Annotated in this window: 11 protein-coding genes; 6 read left to right on the top strand and 5 right to left on the bottom strand. The window is 39.2% G+C overall.

Annotated elements, in window-relative coordinates; all coding sequences use genetic code 11:
* Nucleotides 1–60: 60 nt before the first annotated feature.
* On the bottom strand, nt 61–1,110 hold the full coding sequence (locus WC743_RS01760) for a porin (RefSeq protein WP_373010011.1): 1,050 nt from the start codon (nt 1,108–1,110) through the stop codon (nt 61–63).
* A gap of 769 nt (nt 1,111–1,879) precedes the next feature.
* On the opposite strand from WC743_RS01760, the gene WC743_RS01755 reads away from it, so the two are divergent.
* Nucleotides 1,880–4,054, top strand: coding sequence for a glutamine synthetase III (locus WC743_RS01755; protein ID WP_373010010.1), 2,175 nt, complete (start codon nt 1,880–1,882; stop codon nt 4,052–4,054).
* A 53-nt stretch (nt 4,055–4,107) separates the two neighbouring features.
* Here WC743_RS01755 and WC743_RS01750 read toward each other — a convergent pair whose 3' ends face one another.
* Nucleotides 4,108–5,886, bottom strand: a complete 1,779-nt coding sequence (locus WC743_RS01750) for a chloride channel protein (RefSeq protein WP_373010009.1) — start codon at nt 5,884–5,886, stop codon at nt 4,108–4,110.
* Between the two features lie 68 nt (nt 5,887–5,954).
* Here WC743_RS01750 and WC743_RS01745 point away from each other — a divergent pair, with 68 nt between their 5' ends.
* Entirely contained in the window at nt 5,955–7,136 is a 1,182-nt protein-coding gene (locus tag WC743_RS01745; RefSeq protein ID WP_373010008.1) for an AIR synthase related protein, read from the top strand.
* Nucleotides 7,137–7,209: 73 nt separating this feature from the next.
* Here WC743_RS01745 and WC743_RS01740 read toward each other — a convergent pair whose 3' ends face one another.
* Entirely contained in the window at nt 7,210–10,512 is a 3,303-nt protein-coding gene (locus WC743_RS01740) for a carboxypeptidase regulatory-like domain-containing protein (protein WP_373010007.1), read from the bottom strand.
* A 325-nt stretch (nt 10,513–10,837) separates the two neighbouring features.
* On the opposite strand from WC743_RS01740, the gene lpdA reads away from it, so the two are divergent.
* On the top strand, nt 10,838–12,226 hold the full coding sequence (lpdA, locus tag WC743_RS01735; protein WP_373010006.1) for a dihydrolipoyl dehydrogenase: 1,389 nt from the start codon (nt 10,838–10,840) through the stop codon (nt 12,224–12,226).
* Between the two features lie 119 nt (nt 12,227–12,345).
* Nucleotides 12,346–13,902, top strand: coding sequence for an FAD-dependent oxidoreductase (locus WC743_RS01730; RefSeq protein WP_373010005.1), 1,557 nt, complete (start codon nt 12,346–12,348; stop codon nt 13,900–13,902).
* Between the two features lie 67 nt (nt 13,903–13,969).
* Here WC743_RS01730 and WC743_RS01725 read toward each other — a convergent pair whose 3' ends face one another.
* Entirely contained in the window at nt 13,970–15,598 is a 1,629-nt protein-coding gene (locus WC743_RS01725) for a carboxylesterase/lipase family protein (RefSeq protein ID WP_373010004.1), read from the bottom strand.
* A 114-nt stretch (nt 15,599–15,712) separates the two neighbouring features.
* On the opposite strand from WC743_RS01725, the gene WC743_RS01720 reads away from it, so the two are divergent.
* Both WC743_RS01720 and WC743_RS01715 read left to right on the top strand, forming a co-directional pair.
* Complete coding sequence (locus WC743_RS01720; protein ID WP_373010003.1) at nt 15,713–15,997, top strand: SelT/SelW/SelH family protein; 285 nt, start codon at nt 15,713–15,715, stop codon at nt 15,995–15,997.
* Nucleotides 15,998–16,061: 64 nt separating this feature from the next.
* On the top strand, nt 16,062–16,496 hold the full coding sequence (locus WC743_RS01715; protein ID WP_373010002.1) for an Rrf2 family transcriptional regulator: 435 nt from the start codon (nt 16,062–16,064) through the stop codon (nt 16,494–16,496).
* A gap of 58 nt (nt 16,497–16,554) precedes the next feature.
* On the opposite strand, the gene WC743_RS01710 is transcribed toward WC743_RS01715, so the two are convergent.
* On the bottom strand, nt 16,555–18,060 hold the full coding sequence (locus WC743_RS01710; protein ID WP_373010001.1) for a tetratricopeptide repeat protein: 1,506 nt from the start codon (nt 18,058–18,060) through the stop codon (nt 16,555–16,557).
* Nucleotides 18,061–18,117 lie beyond the last annotated feature (57 nt).

Genomic DNA, 18,117 nt, shown 5'->3' with positions numbered 1-18,117 from the left:
ATAAGCCATCCGTAATAATTACGGATGGCTTATCAAATTTTAAATAGTTTTTTAAACTTATTAGAAAGAATATACAGCAGCTAATACAAATTGTGAAGCGCTTTTTGTAGGGGTGATACCACCACTTTTTGTAAATCCGTCTGATAAAGCTTTGTTACGATCTAACCTAACTTCAGGAATAAATGTTAACGGGCCGCTTTTAATATTAGCAGTAAATGTAAAAGCAGTAACCGAACTGCCCGGGGCAGGGCCATAAGTGGTTACTGTACCATCTTTAGTTTTAAAGTATTCGCCTCTTAAACCTAAAGTTACATCTTTTGCTACAGCAAGCTGTGGATATAAAGCGACACCTGTAAAACCACCTGTTCCAACTGCATCAGCGGCTGAGAAATCAGCTGCGTTTAAGCCCAATTTAAAGGCATCAGTAATTTGGTAAGAAGTGGTCAGGTCAATTTCAGTACCCGATAATTTACCGGTTAATAAATTGATGTAGGCGGTCCATCCTTTTACAGGGGCAATCATCAATTGCGCACCAAAAGTATTTACCTGGCTTACTGATGTATAAACGTTCCAGGCGTCGTTAAAAATACCGGCCATTAAACTTGCTTTATCGCTAAACAGGTATGTTGCTTTAAAACCAGCATTCTGGAACGGGCCATTAGTGAACATGTACGAAGTTGAATAGTTAAAATTACCTGCCGGAGCTATTACCTCATAACCCATAAAGGTTGCCATATAACCACCTGTTAAGTTAAACTTATCGGTTACATCATATGATACATACAGGTTTTGTACATGATAACTGTTACCATCATTTGCATCATTTGGAATTGATTGCGCCTGGCCTCTTGGACCGAATGACATCTCACCAACAAATGCTGCTTTGCCTACCTTTTTCTTCAAAGCCAGATCGATCATACCTATTGAAATGGAATTTTGGTCTGATGCAAAGCTGGTTGGGATATTACCATGTTTAGCAAAATCGTATTTAAAATAGGTATCAACCGAGCCGGAGATCATTAAAGGCGGATCAGCTTTAGTAGTGTCTTGTGCCTGCGCAGCATACGCAAATGTTGCAAGTGAAATTAAAAGTAAAAGTTTTTTTTTCATTTTAAATTGTTTAGTGGTTCAGATATTAGTGTGTTTTAGTTATAGCAAAAGAATTGTCCCGCAAAATGTAAGACATGAAAATATTTTAGAAATGCAAACGCAACTTGTATAATGGTTTTTAATTAAACTGCCACAAACCAATGGTACAAGGGATTTTAAAGAACAATAACCTGTTTTATTAATAACTGCAAGGGGTCATTCAAACAATTATTTTTATTAGCATTTCAAGCGTTAATCTTTCATTTAAAAACCTGATTGTTATTTAATTTAAATCATTCAGGTAAAAAACGTCAATAATACAATGTTTAATAAATCTATTTTTTATAAAGCGAGCAAAAAATAAGAATATTCATATTTTTTACTCAATTATTAGATACATTATCAAATAATTACAACATTTTATTATAATATTTTTATGAAATTATATATTTATTATGATTTAAACAAGACTTTGGCTATTAATATGATAATAAATAGCATTTTTTATTATATTATCAATAATTATATATTAAAACATTATAAAAATTATCATTATAACAATAAAATCTATCTATTTAATGTACTTAAATAAATTACACGGAAACCAGGGCATATTCTAATTAGATAATTTTAATTAAGTTGCTTAGGTATTTAATTTTTTAAAATAACAGAATATGGGGGTTAAATTGACTGACAAGTTCACAAACCGCTACTGTTGTAATATTTGTGTGATTTACCTTTATCTTTTTATCATATAATCTTACTTTTGAACACCAATTTATTTCAAAACATGCCGAACATCAGATTTCAGGCCCTTAGGGCTGTGTTAAACCGCGAGATACCGGAGATAAAAACCCCATCAAATAAAATTTCAGATTATTTTGGTGCAAATGTTTTCGATAAGCAAAAGATGAAGGAATATCTTTCAACCGAAGCTTACAGCGGCATAGTAAACTCTATAGACAATGGTGTGGCCATTCCGCGCGATATGGCCGAACAGGTGGCATCATCTATGAAATCATGGGCAATGGGTAAAGGTGCAACGCATTATACACATTGGTTTCAGCCATTAACAGGCACAACCGCCGAAAAACACGATGCTTTTTTTGAGCCCACTGCAGATGGCGGCGCAATTGAACGTTTTAGTGGCGATGCGCTGGCACAGCAGGAGCCCGATGCATCAAGCTTCCCCAGTGGTGGCATTCGCAATACTTTTGAAGCACGTGGCTATACCGCCTGGGACCCATCATCACCCGCCTTTATTATGGGCCGTACATTATGTATCCCAACCGTTTTTGTATCATATACAGGTGAGGCGTTAGATTATAAAGTGCCATTACTAAAAACTTTAAACGTTTTAGATAAAGCAGCGGTAGATGTTTGCCATTATTTTGATAAAAGCATTGAAAAAGTAAACGCCTCATTGGGTATTGAGCAGGAATATTTTTTGGTTGATATTGCATTATTTAACGCGCGCCCTGATCTTTTTTTAACCGGCCGCACGTTATTTGGCCATATGTCTGCCAAAAACCAGCAACTGGAAGATCATTATTTTGGATCGATACCAAGTCGTGTTTATGCATTTATGCAGGATATGGAGACCGAAGCCTTACAATTGGGTATCCCATTAAAAACGCGCCATAATGAGGTTGCGCCGTCACAGTTTGAATGCGCCCCTATTTATGAAGAAATAAACCTGGCTATTGACCATAACCAGTTGCTTATGGATATTATGGACCGGGTGGCAAAGCGTCATCACTTTAAGGTATTACTCCATGAGAAACCCTATGCGGGTATAAACGGATCTGGCAAGCATAACAACTGGTCGTTAATTACTAATACCGGTAAAAATCTGCTTTCGCCAGGCAAAACACCTAAGAACAACCTGATGTTCCTTACGTTTTTTGTAAATACTATTAAAGCCGTACATGAACACGCCGACCTGCTGAGAGCATCAATCGCATCAGTAAATAACGATCACCGTTTGGGTGCCAACGAGGCCCCTCCTGCCATTATATCTATATTCTTAGGCAGCCAGCTTAATGAGGTGTTAGACGAAATAGATACTTCGCGCTTAAGCAAAAGAATAAAAGAAGAAAATTCATTATGGCAGGGTATCCCCAAAATACCACAAATATTAAAAGACAATACAGATCGTAACCGCACATCGCCTTTTGCCTTTACCGGTAATAAGTTTGAGTTACGTGCGGTAGGTTCGTCAGCAAACTCTGCCAGCCCAATGACAATTCTGAACCTGATAGTAGCAGATCAGCTTAGAAAATTCAAACATGATGTAGATAAGCTGATCAAAAAAGGCGAGAAAAAAGACGTAGCCCTGATGACCATCATTAAAAGGTATATCAAGGAATCAAGAAACATCCGTTTTGAAGGTAACGGCTACAGCGATGAATGGGAAAAAGAAGCTGCCTTACGCGGGTTGCCCAATATAAAAACCACTCCAAAAGCGCTGGATGCTTTCTTATCAGAAAAAGCCCAGGAGTTATTTGCCGAAACAGGTGTTTTCACAAAACGTGAAACTCATGCCCGCCACGAGATACTGCTGGATAGCTATTACAAAAAATTACAGATAGAAGCGCGTGTTATTGGTGAACTGGTAATGAACATTATTATCCCTGCCGCTATAGCCTATCAATCAAAATTGGTTGAGAATGTTAAAGGATTGAAAGATATTGGTTTAAGTGCAAGCACTTATGAAGCACAAGTGGATATTATTAACAGAATAGCTGAACACATTAACTTCATAAAAACTAACGTTGAACAAATGATCAACGAACGTAAAAAGGCTAACGTAATAGAAGACCTGCGTGAACGCGCAATATCATATGATGAAAAAGTTAAAAGCTATTTTCAACCTATACGCTACCATGTAGATAAGCTGGAGCAATTGGTTGATGACTCGCTTTGGCCATTGCCAAAATTCAGGGAACTGTTATTTATAAAATAAGAAAAAGCCCTTACTGGATAACCAGTAAGGGCTTTTTAGTTATTGTTTGTTTATTATCTTGCAAACAGATCCGTCTCGTTATGTTGCTGTATGATCACCTCACGATATTTACTTAACAGGGTTGATTTGGAAACAAACCCTACAAAAAGGCCGTCTTTTATAACCGGTAATTGCCAAACATCAAGCCCATCAAAAAGGTCCATTACATTGCTCACCGGTTCAGCATAATCTATCATGGCAGGTGGTGTAACCATTATATCAGCAACTGTATTTCTTTCTTCAATGGCAGTAAACAAATGCCTTCGTATTTCGTCCATCCAAATTACCCCCTCAAGCTCTCCCGTTTTATTTAATACGGCAAAAATATTAGCGCTGCTGCTTGCCAGGGTCTTGTAAAAATCGGTAACAGGCATTTGCTTATTAATGGCAGTGTAATCGCGGTTAATAATACTGTCCAGGCTAATGGCATTAAGCATTCCATAATCCCGGCCGGGATTGATATTTTTTTCGTGGATAAGATCATGCCAGTACATGTTATGCTTATTATATAACCGGGATATCATATAGGATATAGCCGATACCAGCATCAGGGGAATAAACAACACATAACCGCCTGTAATTTCGGCTATTAAGAATATAGCAGTTAATGGCGCATGTAATACCCCGCTCAAAGCGCCTGCCATCCCTACCGCTATAAAATTGCTCGTATTTAAGTGGATAAGGCCTGTTTGATTTACAGCAAAAGCAACAAACAATCCTAAAAACGCCCCCGTGAACATTGTTGGTGCAAAAGTCCCTCCGTTGCCACCGGCCCCTATTGTTATTCCTGCCGCAACAATCTTCATTAATACCAGTGCGCCAATAAACAGCAGCATTATCCATGGATTGGCCAGCCAGCCGTTAAACAAAGATTCATCTTTTAACGCTTCCAGGTTACCATTCAATATTTCCTGCAGGTAATGGTAACCCTCACCAAACAACGCGGGGAATATCATAATGATCAAACCCAACATTAAACCACCTCCTAATGCCCTAACGTAACGGTTTTGCTTTATCAGGATGCCTTTTTCCAGGCTACCGGCAACTTTTGCTATATATACAGCAATATAGCCGCTTAATACGCCTAATACTAAATAAAACGGAAGGGCGCTTACAACCCAACCCTCGGTTACTAAATGGAACAATTGCCCGGAATATAATATTTTAGATACCACTACGCCCGTAGCCGAAGCTATCAGTAACGGAATAAACGTTGGGATGGTGATCTCACCAATCAAAATCTCTAATGAAAATAGTACCCCTGCAATAGGGCTGTTAAATACTGCCGCAATACCTGCTGATGCACCTGCCGCCAGTAATACTGTTTTTTCATATGGGCTCAAATTAAAGATCTTACCCACGCCAGAGCCGATAGCCGCACCTGTGCAAACAATTGGTGCCTCCAAGCCGGCCGAACCACCAAAACCTATCGTTAATGAACTGGTTACTAAATGTGAGTAAATGTTATTACTACGGATATTGGAACGGTTCTTTTTTATATTAACCAGAATATTGCCTATCCCTTTTTGTATGCGGTCGCGGTTTATAAGGTGTTGCCAGGCAACAGTTAAAAAGATACCTAATGCAGGTAAAAAAACATATATAATATGGAACGGAAGATGTGATGATATGTTCCGGCTAACATCCTCCATAAAATGCACCAAAAACTTAAGGGCCACAGCTGCCAGACCGCCAAAAAAGCCAACGAATACACTACAATATATCAAAAAATTACGCTGGCTGTTTATTTTTAAACGCCAGCGGGCTATTTTATAACTAAGAGATTTTAACATAGATGTGTGTAGGAATAGCAAAGTAATAATTTTACTGCTCAAAAATTTATTAAGCAGTATATTTGCCCATGATTTCTTCGCAAAGATATGATCAACGGGGCGTATCTGCATCAAAAGATGATGTACATAACGCCATTAAAAATATTGATAAGGGTATTTTCCCTAAAGCATTCTGCAAAATAGTTCCTGATATATTAACCAACGACCCGGAGTATTGCAATATTATGCATGCCGATGGCGCAGGTACAAAGTCGTCACTGGCATATACCTACTGGAAAGAAACCGGCGACATCTCTGTATGGCGCGGTATTGCTCAGGATGCGATCATTATGAATCTTGATGACCTGCTTTGTGTGGGTGCTACAGATAACATCCTGCTATCATCAACCATTGGCAGAAATAAAAACCTTATTCCCGGCGAAGTTATCGCGGCTATTATAAACGGTACTGAAGAGATCCTGGCTGAACTGAGGGATGCCGGAATAGGTATTTATTCAACCGGTGGCGAAACCGCCGACGTTGGCGACCTGGTACGCACCATTATAGTCGACTCTACCGTTACCTGCCGCATGAGGCGGGAAGATGTAATATCAAACGACAGAATTAAACCAGGCGATGTAATTGTAGGCCTGGCATCATACGGGCAGGCTAATTATGAAAAAGAATATAATGGCGGCATGGGCTCAAACGGCCTAACATCTGCCCGTCATGATGTTTTCAACAAATCCATCGCCAATAAATATAAAGAAAGCTACGACCCTGCTGTGCCTCATGACCTGGTATTCTCGGGCAGTAAAAACCTGACGGACGCTATTGACATTGGCAATGGCGAAACTGTTACTGCGGGCAAGCTGGTACTATCTGCAACACGTACCTACGCCCCTATCATTAAAACTATGCTGGACAGTTACCGCAGTCAAATACATGGCATGGTACATTGCAGTGGCGGTGCGCAAACCAAGGTGCTGCACTTTATTGATAACCTGCATATCATAAAAGATAACCTGTTCCCAATTCCGCCTTTATTTAAACTGATACAGGAAGAATCAAACACATCATGGCAGGAAATGTACAAAGTATTTAATATGGGGCACCGTATGGAACTGTATGTACCGCAGGAGATAGCCGCCGATCTGATCAGCATATCGCAAAGTTTTGGTGTTGAAGCGCAGATAATTGGCCGTGTAGAAGCTGCCGAAACTAAACAGGTAACAGTTACCTCACCTTACGGGGAATTTGTATATAATTAATTAAAAAAAGCATTTATAACAAAAAAACCCTCCCGAATTTCGGGAGGGTTTTTTGTTTGTATTATAGTTTAGCTTAGTTGAATATATATCTTAAACCAAACTGAGCTTGCCAGCGTGATGCTTGTGATACACCATTACCAAATGTAGTAGTAAGTGGCACCTGGTTATTAGTATCAAAATACGGGAATGAGTATGTTGGTTTACCGATATTAGGGTCAGAAGGATTAGCTGGGTTAGTATATAAACCTTTGTAAGCCAATAAACCAGTACGATTAGCAAACTTAAAGTTACCCCAGTTCCTGTAAAGGAAGTTACCTAAGTTGATAATGTTAAATTCAAACTGTAAGGTGTTTTTAACTTTACCTGTAGTTTGGAATACATCCTGAGTAAAGTTAAAGTTAACCAAATGGAAGTATGGAAGAACTAAACCATTACGTTCAGCATATTTACCTCTGCGTTTGCTCAGGTATGGATCTTGTTTAATGTACGCATCTAATTGTGCATAGCTTTGTGCCGGTGTACGTGGATCTATTGCGGCATTTACATTATCCTTAACTATGATAATGTCATTTGCATCTTTAGGGATGTACAACAAGTCATTACTTGTTTGTCCGTCACCGTTAACATCACCATTGTATACGTAAGATGCTGTACCTGCGTTAGCTGCTTCGTAGGTTAAACCAATTGAAGTAGTTAAGTGGTTAAGGTATTGCTTACGGTATGACATTGACGCGATAACGCGGTTTGGCTGACGGAAGTTAGCATAAGAAGCAACATCAGCATTAGGGTCGCCAGATACTGAACGGTCTCTCCAGGTTGATTGCGCGATTGAACCACCATCATTTACTGAACGGCTATCAGAGTAAGTATAGGCAATGTTAAAGAAGAACTCTTTAAATGTTCTTTGTAACTGACCGGTAATACTGTAAGCATATCCTTTGCTTGTATTTTTAAGCAAAATAGCATCAGTAATGTTTGGTTTTGCAGCAGTGTTACCACCTTGCGCGGCCGGTATTGAAGGGTATACGGTTGTACCGCTGTAACGGATACGGTTATCGCTACCTGCCAACGCTGTACCTGTACTCGGCAAAGCTACGTTTACGTAGTATATAGCATTAATATCTTTTGAATAGATACCTTCTAATGTACCAATAATACCGAATGGTAATTTTTGGTCAACAGCTAAGTTAGCTCTGAAGTTAGATGGGAATTTAAAATCTTTATCAGTAATAGCCAGGTTGTAAGATGTATTTGCAGCAGCACCGGTTGGCCTGTTTGCATCAACATCTGGGTTAAATACCAAGCGTGGATCGTTTGGTAAAACACCACCAGCACCCGGTACTATACCGTATGAACCAAATTGAACACCGTTGTTACTTGCCTGGTTAGATATGTAAACATAAGGAACCGGCCCCATGAACACACCAGCACCACCACGTACCTGAGTTGTACCTAAACCATTAACATCCCAGTTAAAACCAACTCTTGGCGATACCTGTACACTTGTTTTTGGATATTGCGCGGTATTAACCTTATAACCATCTCTAAAGCCTGTTAAAGCAGCAGCGGCAGTATTGGCTTCACTATCTGTATTATAAACAGGGATATCAGCACGTACGCCGTAAGTAAGTTTAAAATTGTCATTTACCTGCCATTTATCCTGTGCATAAAAACCAAGTGTATATGATTTTATAAATGCAAAAGGGAAAGACCCATCAGGTAATGCTGAGTAGCGGTAATCATAACGTACAGCTGTTGGTAAGCCTTGGTTTGCTGAAGCATAGAAATCAGCAAAGCTCTTAAAGCGATAACCACCATTATAGTTAGGAGCAAAACCGTTTTTAAATTTATTGTACTCATTAGCAGTACCCAGGTTAATTTCGTGTTTACCGGCAAAAATGGTAAAGTTATCAGAGAACTGATAAGTATCGGTATTTAATACGTTGTTAGCTGTAAACGGCTCATACCCAAAAGTAGTTTGTGTATTACCTGCAGGGTTCAAGATATCAACCAGTGGAAAGGCACCGCCACCTGGTGATGTACGAAAATCACGCAGTGCCTGATAACCAACAGTTAATTTATTGGCAAATTTTGAACCAAAACGAGTGTTCAACTCAGCAATACCTATATTAAAGTTGTTATTAATGGTATAATAAGACGAAAAGAATGGTAAAGCTGTAGCACCAGGGCTACGGGCACCTTGAGCACCTGAAGCACTTGGTGGTTGATCTTTAGACGATTTCAGATAAAAATATTTAACTGATAAAGTATTATTCTTGTTGATATTCCAATCTAATTTGGCAGCGATCTTATCAGATTTTGTAGTTGTCTGGTAATTTTCAAACGCTCCCGCATCATAATTATATTTGGTTTTCAAAAAGTCTTTTAAAGTATTTAACTCGTCATATGACGCGAGCGAAACACTTCCACCTGCAGTTTGACCGGCACGTAAAGCGGTATAAGACGTAGCAGGATCGCTGATCCTTTCCTGTTCACCAGATATAAAGAAGAATAATTTATTTTTGATAATTGGGCCACCTGCGCTTAGGCCGCGTTGATAATAATCTACAGCAGGTTTTGCAACGGTTGTAGTAAGGGTTTTTAAACCTACTAAACCAGCAGTACGCTTGTAGTAATAAGCAGTTCCCTTAAATTCGTTGGTACCAGATTTGGTTACAGTGTTAATACCTGTACCGGCAAACCTGCCTTGTGTAACGTCAAAAGGAGATACGTTAACCTGGATCTGTTCAATTGCATCCAAAGAAATTGGCTGAGAACTGGTTTGGCCACCTAAAGAACTTGCTAAACCAAATGAGTTGTTAAACAAAGCACCATCAACTGTTAAGTTGTTACCTTTTTCGCTACGGCCACCAAATGAATTACCGTTTGCAGTAGGTGTTAATTTTGTGTAATCACTGATAGACCTGTTAATTGTAGGTAAACGCTCAATTTGTGAACGGGTGATAGTTTCCTGCGAACCTGTTCTTGAATTGTTCATTACCTTGTTTTGGGTGCTTGTAACCACAACTTCACCTAATTGGTGGCTTGTTGGCAACAGCTTGATGGCAATTTTAGATTCCTGGCCCAATGATAGTGTAATATCGTTTTGTACACTACTTGTAAAACCAATAAATGAATAAGTGACAGTGTAAGGCCCGCCAATACGTAAATTGGGTAAGTTATACCTGCCATCTACACGAGATACAGTTGCGTAGTTGGTGCCTGTAGGTGTATGCTTTGCGGTGATAGTAACACCCGGCAAAGGCAAACCCTTTTCGTCAACTACTGTACCCGAAATACTACTTGTAGTTACCTGTGCAAAGGCAATACCAGCGGTAAATAGGGTGAAAAATAATAAGAGTAAATACTTCCTCATACTTGTTTGTTTTAGTTTAACCGTTAAAAATGATTTAATTTTGCGACAAATATATGTAATCCTCTCAATGCCAATGTTAAGTTAGTGTTAACATTAATTATATATTTTTCAACATTTTACATACAAAATGATTGAAAATGAAATTCAGATGAATTTTTGCTATAATATTCGCATTAATTTTACGTTCGCAAACATTGTGCAGTTAACTTTGGTGTGTGCTGAATATGTATAACAGGGTTGAAAATTCAAAAATGCCTAATTTTTTCAATTCCCCTCTTTTTAGTTAGCTTTGGCATTCAAAATCAAAAAACAGATATATAACTATATGGACTACGATTTAATTGTTATAGGTTCAGGCCCGGGCGGCTATGTGGCAGCTATACGTGCATCACAGCTGGGTTTAAAAACTGCTATAGTTGAAAAAGAATCATTAGGTGGCATTTGCCTTAATTGGGGATGTATACCCACAAAAGCTTTAATAAAAAGCGCGCAGGTATTTGAATACCTTAACCATGCGGCAGATTATGGTATTAAAACCAGCGGCGGCGAAGTTGATTTTGAAGCTGTAATAAAAAGAAGCCGCGGCGTAGCTGATGGTATGAGTAAAGGCGTTCAATTTTTAATGAAAAAAAATAAAATTGATGTAATAATGGGTTACGGCACGCTTAAAAGTAAAGGAACCGTATCTGTAAAGATCAATGATGGTACAACTAAAGATTTTACTGCCAAACATATAATAATAGCTACAGGTGGCCGCTCACGCGAATTACCAAACCTTAAACAGGATGGTAAAAAAATAATTGGTTACCGCCAGGCTATGATCATGCCTAAGCAGCCAAAATCAATGGTTGTTGTTGGTTCAGGAGCTATAGGTATTGAGTTTGCTTACTTTTACAATGCTATTGGCACACAGGTTACAGTAGTTGAGTTTTTAGATAATATTGTTCCGCTTGAGGATGAAGAGGTTTCAAAAGGCCTTTTCCGCAGCTTAAAAAAACAAGGCATCAATATCATGACCAGTTCAACCGTTGAGTCTGTTGATACAAGTGGCGAAGGCTGCAAGGTTAATGTTAAAACAGCTACCGGCAACCAGGTATTGGAAGCTGATGTTGTATTATCTGCCATTGGTATATCTACTAACATAGAAGGTATAGGCTTAGAAGAAAACGGCGTTAAAACCGATAAAGGCAAGGTATTGGTTGATGATTTTTACAAAACCAATATTGAAGGCGTTTACGCCATTGGCGATATTGTTAAAGGCCAGGCCCTTGCACATGTTGCATCTGCAGAAGGTATCATTTGCGTTGAAAAAATTGCCGGTCATAGCCCCGAACCGTTAGACTATAATAACATTCCGGGCTGTACCTACTGCTCACCTGAAGTTGCTTCTGTAGGTTATACCGAAAAAGCGGCTAAAGAAGCCGGATACGAGATTAAAGTTGGTAAATTTCCATTCTCTGCATCAGGTAAAGCAAGTGCATCGGGTTCTAAAGACGGTTTTGTTAAATTGATCTTTGATGCCAAATATGGCGAATTCTTAGGTGCGCATATGTTAGGTAATAACGTTACAGAACTAATTGCCGAGGTTGTTACCGCGCGCAAGCTGGAAGCAACCGGTCATGAAATTATTAAATCGGTTCACCCTCACCCTACCATGAGCGAGGCAGTAATGGAAGCTGCCGCTGATGCATATGGAGAAGTGATCCACTTGTAATTATTAAAATAAAAAGTTAACCCAAAGTATAAGGGTGGCATCACATTTGTTTATCAAATGATGCCTGTATAAGGCCGTATCTGCACAAGCAGATACGGTTTTTATTTACCTGTATACCTATGGAAAACATTAATAACCAAAGCCGCAAACAAACCCTGCGCGACAGTAAAACGCTTAGCCCCTGGCAAAAGGGGCCGTTTGAATTGGATAACGCAGCCGATATTTTTGCCGAAGGCACTTTATATGATGCATTGATAGTAGGTGGCGGAATTACCGGGCTAACCACTGCGCTACTGCTTCAAAAACAAGGCAAGCAATGCATTGTAGCCGAGGCACATACCATTGGCTATGGCACAACAGGCGGAACGAGCGCCCATCTTAATAACTTTTTTGATGCTACTTATGCCGATGTTGAAAGCGACTTTAGCAAAGAAGCCGCGAAACTACTGGCCAGCTGCGGTAATGAATCTTTTGAGATAATAGCAGATCTGGTTAAAGAATACAACATTGATTGCGATTTTGAATACAAAGACGGCTATTTGTATGCCGAAACAGATGATGAAGCAAAAGCATTGGATGAGATTCTAACAGCATCGCAAAGGGCGGGTATTGAGGTGCAAGAATCCGCAACAAATGGGGTAAATGTTCCTTTCAAAAAAGCTATTGTATTTAAAAATCAAGGGCAATTCCATCCGCTTAAATATATTTTTAAACTGGCCGAAGCTTTTGTAGATGCCGGAGGTATTATAGTTGAGAATACATTTATAAGGGATAGCAGCTATGAGAATGGTGTCCATTCCGCCAAGGGTGATACCATCGCCATAAAAGCAAAAAACCTGGTTTATGCCACTCACCTGCCACCGGGTATCAACTTGTTTGATTTTAGATGCTCACCTTATCGCAGTTATGTATTAGGTATCAGGCTAAAAGATGAAGGTGCTTATCCCGAAGGTTTATCATATGATTTAAAGGATCCTTATCACTACTTCCGTACACATATAATAAATGGTAAAAAATACATGATACTGGGTGGCGAGGATCACAAAACCGGCCACGAAGACCCGGCCGCAGCATTCGAGGCGCTTGAGAAATATGCCCGCCAGTATTATGATGTAACCGATGTCGGCTTTAAGTGGTCATCACAATACTATATACCGGCAGACGGCTTGCCTTATATTGGCCAGCTACCCGGTGGGTATCCTAATATGTACATATCTACTGGTTATAATGGCAACGGTATGATGTTTGGCACTATAGCAGGTAGAATAATAACCGATGCCGTTACTGGCATAGAAAACCAATACTCCTATCTTTTTAACCCATCACGTATAAAACCGGTTGCGGGTTTTATGGAGTTTGTAAAAGAGAATGCGGATGTTGCTTATCACTTTATAGCAGACAGGTTTTCGGCAGAGAGTATCGACTCATTAAAAGAACTGGAGGCCAACAGTGGTGCTATTGTTAAATATAATGGCGAAAAGCTGGCCATTTATAAAGACGCTGAGGGGAATATCACAGCGCTTAACCCGGTTTGTACCCATGCCAAATGCATAGTATGCTTTAATGATGCCGAAAAAAGCTGGGATTGCCCTTGCCACGGCGGCAGATTTGATGTTAACGGCAGAGTGCTTACAGGGCCACCCAGGGCAAATCTTCAAAAAGTTCAAATCCAATAAATTCTTAACTATAAAAGGCACAGAGATGATCATCCCTGTGCCTTTTATCTGATTCATTTTTATACCATTATTTCATATACTCTTTATCAAGAAAGGTATACCTGCCTCTTAGCTGGGCACTCTCTTTTTCTAAAACAGTTTTAACATCTATATTTATATATGATACAGGGCTGCTTTTAGTATTGGCCGTCCATTTTGGTACACCTGCCCCATTAGGGTTACCGGTTTTAATAAAATTGGCAAAATACGTCTCCATTGTTTCAGATACTTTATAATCAGCAGGCGTCCAGGCATAAGACTCATTGGTTGCCAGGTTACCCATTGCATACTCAATTTCTGAAGCGTGCGATGCACCTGCATAAGGCTCTGGTGCCTTGTTAACCGGTTTTGGCGCATCACTTTTATTCATTCCCCCGGCAAGGCCCGGCGTAGCGTTGCCCATTTTAGCCGTCATAGGTGGCTTCACTTTTGAGAATAAGTAACGATACACGGGTTTGCCACTGGTTAACGCATGCTCATCTGCCCATTTCCATGTGCTGTAAGAGATAAAACGGTCACTGGCCAGCTCAGTTGCAGATTTAATTACTTCTTCCTGCGTGTTCCCCGGGTATAGTTTTGCAACCTCATCAGCTTTTTCAGGATAAAGCGTTTTTAGTTGCTTAGCATAATTTTCGGGGGTTGGTGCATTGCCATACATAACTGCCTGGTAAGGTATCTCGGCCGAGTTCCACCCTACCAGCAATGGCACTTTAGCTTGTTCGCCCGCGGCAAACGATTCAACGGGCTTTTTGGTAAGGAAATAGCCATCAACAGTTGCAGATGACATGGAAGGGTTACCGGGCTTTGAAGCATCATCCAACAACTCATCAGCAGGAATAGCACGTAATGCAGCTAAGGTGGTTGCACCTATTTTCTCACCAAATTTTACACCGTTGCTTTCGCCAACTGTAAGTGGTACGGCTGCAAGCGTAGGGTTGATCATGGCACCGCTTTCGCCAATGGCGCCGTTAATTAAGTTTTTAGATAGCGGTGATACCATTTGTGCCGATACCGCTATAGAACCTGCAGACTCTCCCGCAATGGTAACCCGTTTTGGGTCGCCGCCAAATGCCTCTATATTTTTTTGCACCCAAAGCAAAGCCGCGTTCTGATCAAACAAGCCATAGTTACCCGATGATTGATGAGCCGATTCTTTTGTCAGCTCGGGGTGTGCCATAAAACCAAATACACCTAAGCGATAGTTCACTGTTAAAGCAATAATACCTCTTTTTGCCATGCTTTCGCCGTCATAACGCCTTTCTGAACCATCACCGGCAACAAAGCCACCACCATAAAAATAAACCAGTACAGGTAGTTTTTCTTTTAATTTTTTTGCAGGCACCCAAACATTCAGGTAAAGGCAATCTTCACTCATGCCCGGTGTACGGAAACCCATATCACCAAAAACTTTCTTTTGCATAGGGTTATAACCAAAAGCATCGCAATGCCTCACCCCTGCCCAGTTGTTTACCGGTTGCGGCTCTTTCCAGCGCAGGTCACCAATTGGTGGCTGTGCAAATGGAATACCTTTAAAGCTATGTACCCCCGATTTTTCGGTTACGCCCTCTAACATACCGTTGGCAATTTTAACCTGCATCTGTGCAAAAGTTAATGCGCAGGCCAATTGTGCAAACAAGAATACTATTAGTTTTTTCATGAATTATATTTAAATTGGTTTTATTGAACTGATGAAATTAGGGAAAAATATATTGAGACACAATTATTATGTCATTATGACGCATTGCATATAATATGTTTTACTTTTATAAATATGAAACCAACCATTACCATTGAATATTGCCCTAAATGTAATTGGTTAATGCGGGCGGCCTATATGGCGCAGGAACTGCTTACCACCTTTAGCGACGATTTATACGGTATAACCCTGCAACCCAGTGAAACATCAGGAAAATACAATATCAGGATTAATGAAGTGGTAGTATTTGACCGTAAGGAACAGGGCCGTTTCCCTGAAATAAAAGAATTAAAGCAGTTAGTACGTGATGTGGTTAATCCGGAGAAAAGTCTTGGGCATTCTGACAAATCCAATAACTAAGCATAATTTTTACATATTATGCTTAACAAGTTTGTTTATGTAACTTTGTGAATTATTTTAGTAGATGCTATCCAAAAAAACGAAATACGCTATTAAGGCACTTGTAGTAATGGGTAAGAACATGGACAAACCGCCCATGCAAATATCAAAAATTGCTGAACTGGAAAAAATACCCAAAAAATTTCTGGAACAAATACTGCTCGACCTGCGAAACGCCGGTTTCCTATATAGTAAAAAAGGTGCTGGCGGCGGCTACAGCCTAAATAAAGACCCTAAAGATATTTACCTGGTAAATATAATGCGCATTACAGACGGGCCCATTGCAATGGTACCCTGCGCGAGTTTAAATTTTTATCATCGTTGTGATGAATGCCATCAGGAACTTACCTGCGGTATCCGCGATGTGTTCATTGAAGTGCGTGATGCCTCACTTAAAATACTTTCTGAGACCAGCATAGCAGATATTATAGCAAGAGAAACGAGTTTAATAAATCTGTAGATTATAAAATTAAAATCTTAAAAGCCAAAACAGGTGATTACCCCCGGTCTTTCACTAATTACTCATTTAGTTTTTCGGATATGTTTTTGATCGCCTCATCCAATTTGGCTGCTGATTCTAAAAGATAGGGTTCGGTTTGCTTATAATCCTCCAACTTATTTTCGCTGTGCAGAAGGATATCGATAATGCCTAAAATATTGGTCAGGTGTTTTCGCACTTCATGCGAATTTATAAAAGCCAGTTCCTCTTTTTTGGCAGCATATAGCAACGTTTCGTAATGCCTTTTCTGTTTAACGTTACGATATATTAATGCTATAGCTGCAATAATTAATGCAGCTATTATTACCGCAAATATGAGCCAGAGCCGCTGCTTTTTAAAGTAGTCTGTTTTTTGGTTGTAGGTATTCTCCCTTTCATCAATTTTCATTTGTGATGATATATTACCTACCTGGCTTAAACGGGCATTGTTCTCCTGTGACTCTTTAAGTGCTAATCTAAAGTTGTATGATGCAAGTTTGTCATCACCTTTTTTTTGTGCTATCTGTGCCAGCAGGTCATATAAATGGTGTTTTATTTCCGTATGGTTAGCTGTGCTAACATTAAGCAATTTCTCTATTATATATTTTGCAGAATCAAGTTGGCCGCTCCTGTAATAGGCATCTGCAAGGTGTTGATCTTCTAACTCACTAGGTACATAATTTTTGTTTTGCTTTAATAGTTTTATCTGGTTAATAGCTTTTATATAATCATGTTTTAGAAGCGTCAGATAATACCCTATACGCTGCCTGTAAGTAAATATTTTATAGTTTTTTATATTAGGGTCATTTAACTTTTTGTGATAGGCGATTAAAGAGTCAATATTATTCATTCTGAAATAATTTTCAGATTTATTATAATACACAACACTAAGTAACTGTGCTTTATTTAACTCATCATTAACTAATAAAGCCAAAGCCTTATCCAAATAATTTATTGATTCAGCGTAGAAGCCGGATTTATAATACAAGTCAGAGATATTGATATTGAGCGCTGCTTGCGGGCGATTATTTTTGATCTTATCTTTTAGCTTTGCAACCTCCTTGGTGGCCAAACGATAATTATATATAGCCCCAATAAAGTTACCCTGGTCGGTTTGAATAAAACCTAAATGGCTATAAAATTGAAATAATAAATAAGGTTCCTCATTGTTTGCTGCCCGTTGTACTGCCCTTGACATGTAAGCGGCGGCATTTCTTAAATTGTGCTGCTTATATAAGGCAATGCTGCTCATAAAATCAACGAAAGCCTCCTTATCGGATAAGTTATATTTTTCAAAAAAAACTTTAATAGTATCCTGCATAGCCGTTAGCTTATCGGGCTGGGAGGCTTGAACGTAGAATTTAATAAACTTTATTAGCCTTTTTTGCTTAATGTAGTAATCTTCTTGCTGCAGTATATCTGTTAATGTATCCTGATTTATTTGGGGCTGATTAGTTTGTAGAGTACTAACAGACAGGGCATATACCGGCAAGTGAATGAAAAAAAGAATTGTAAAACTTAAAGCAATAAAAAGCCTATTTAGCATGCCGCATATTTTATATAAATTTACATTAGCCTTTCAATAAAACAAATATGTATTACT

It is taken from the genome of Mucilaginibacter sp. (assembly GCF_041660805.1).
In the GTDB taxonomy this organism is placed as follows: domain Bacteria; phylum Bacteroidota; class Bacteroidia; order Sphingobacteriales; family Sphingobacteriaceae; genus Mucilaginibacter.
The sequence above is the reverse complement of the archived record's forward strand: the minus strand, read 5'-3'. Positions and strand labels throughout refer to the sequence as shown.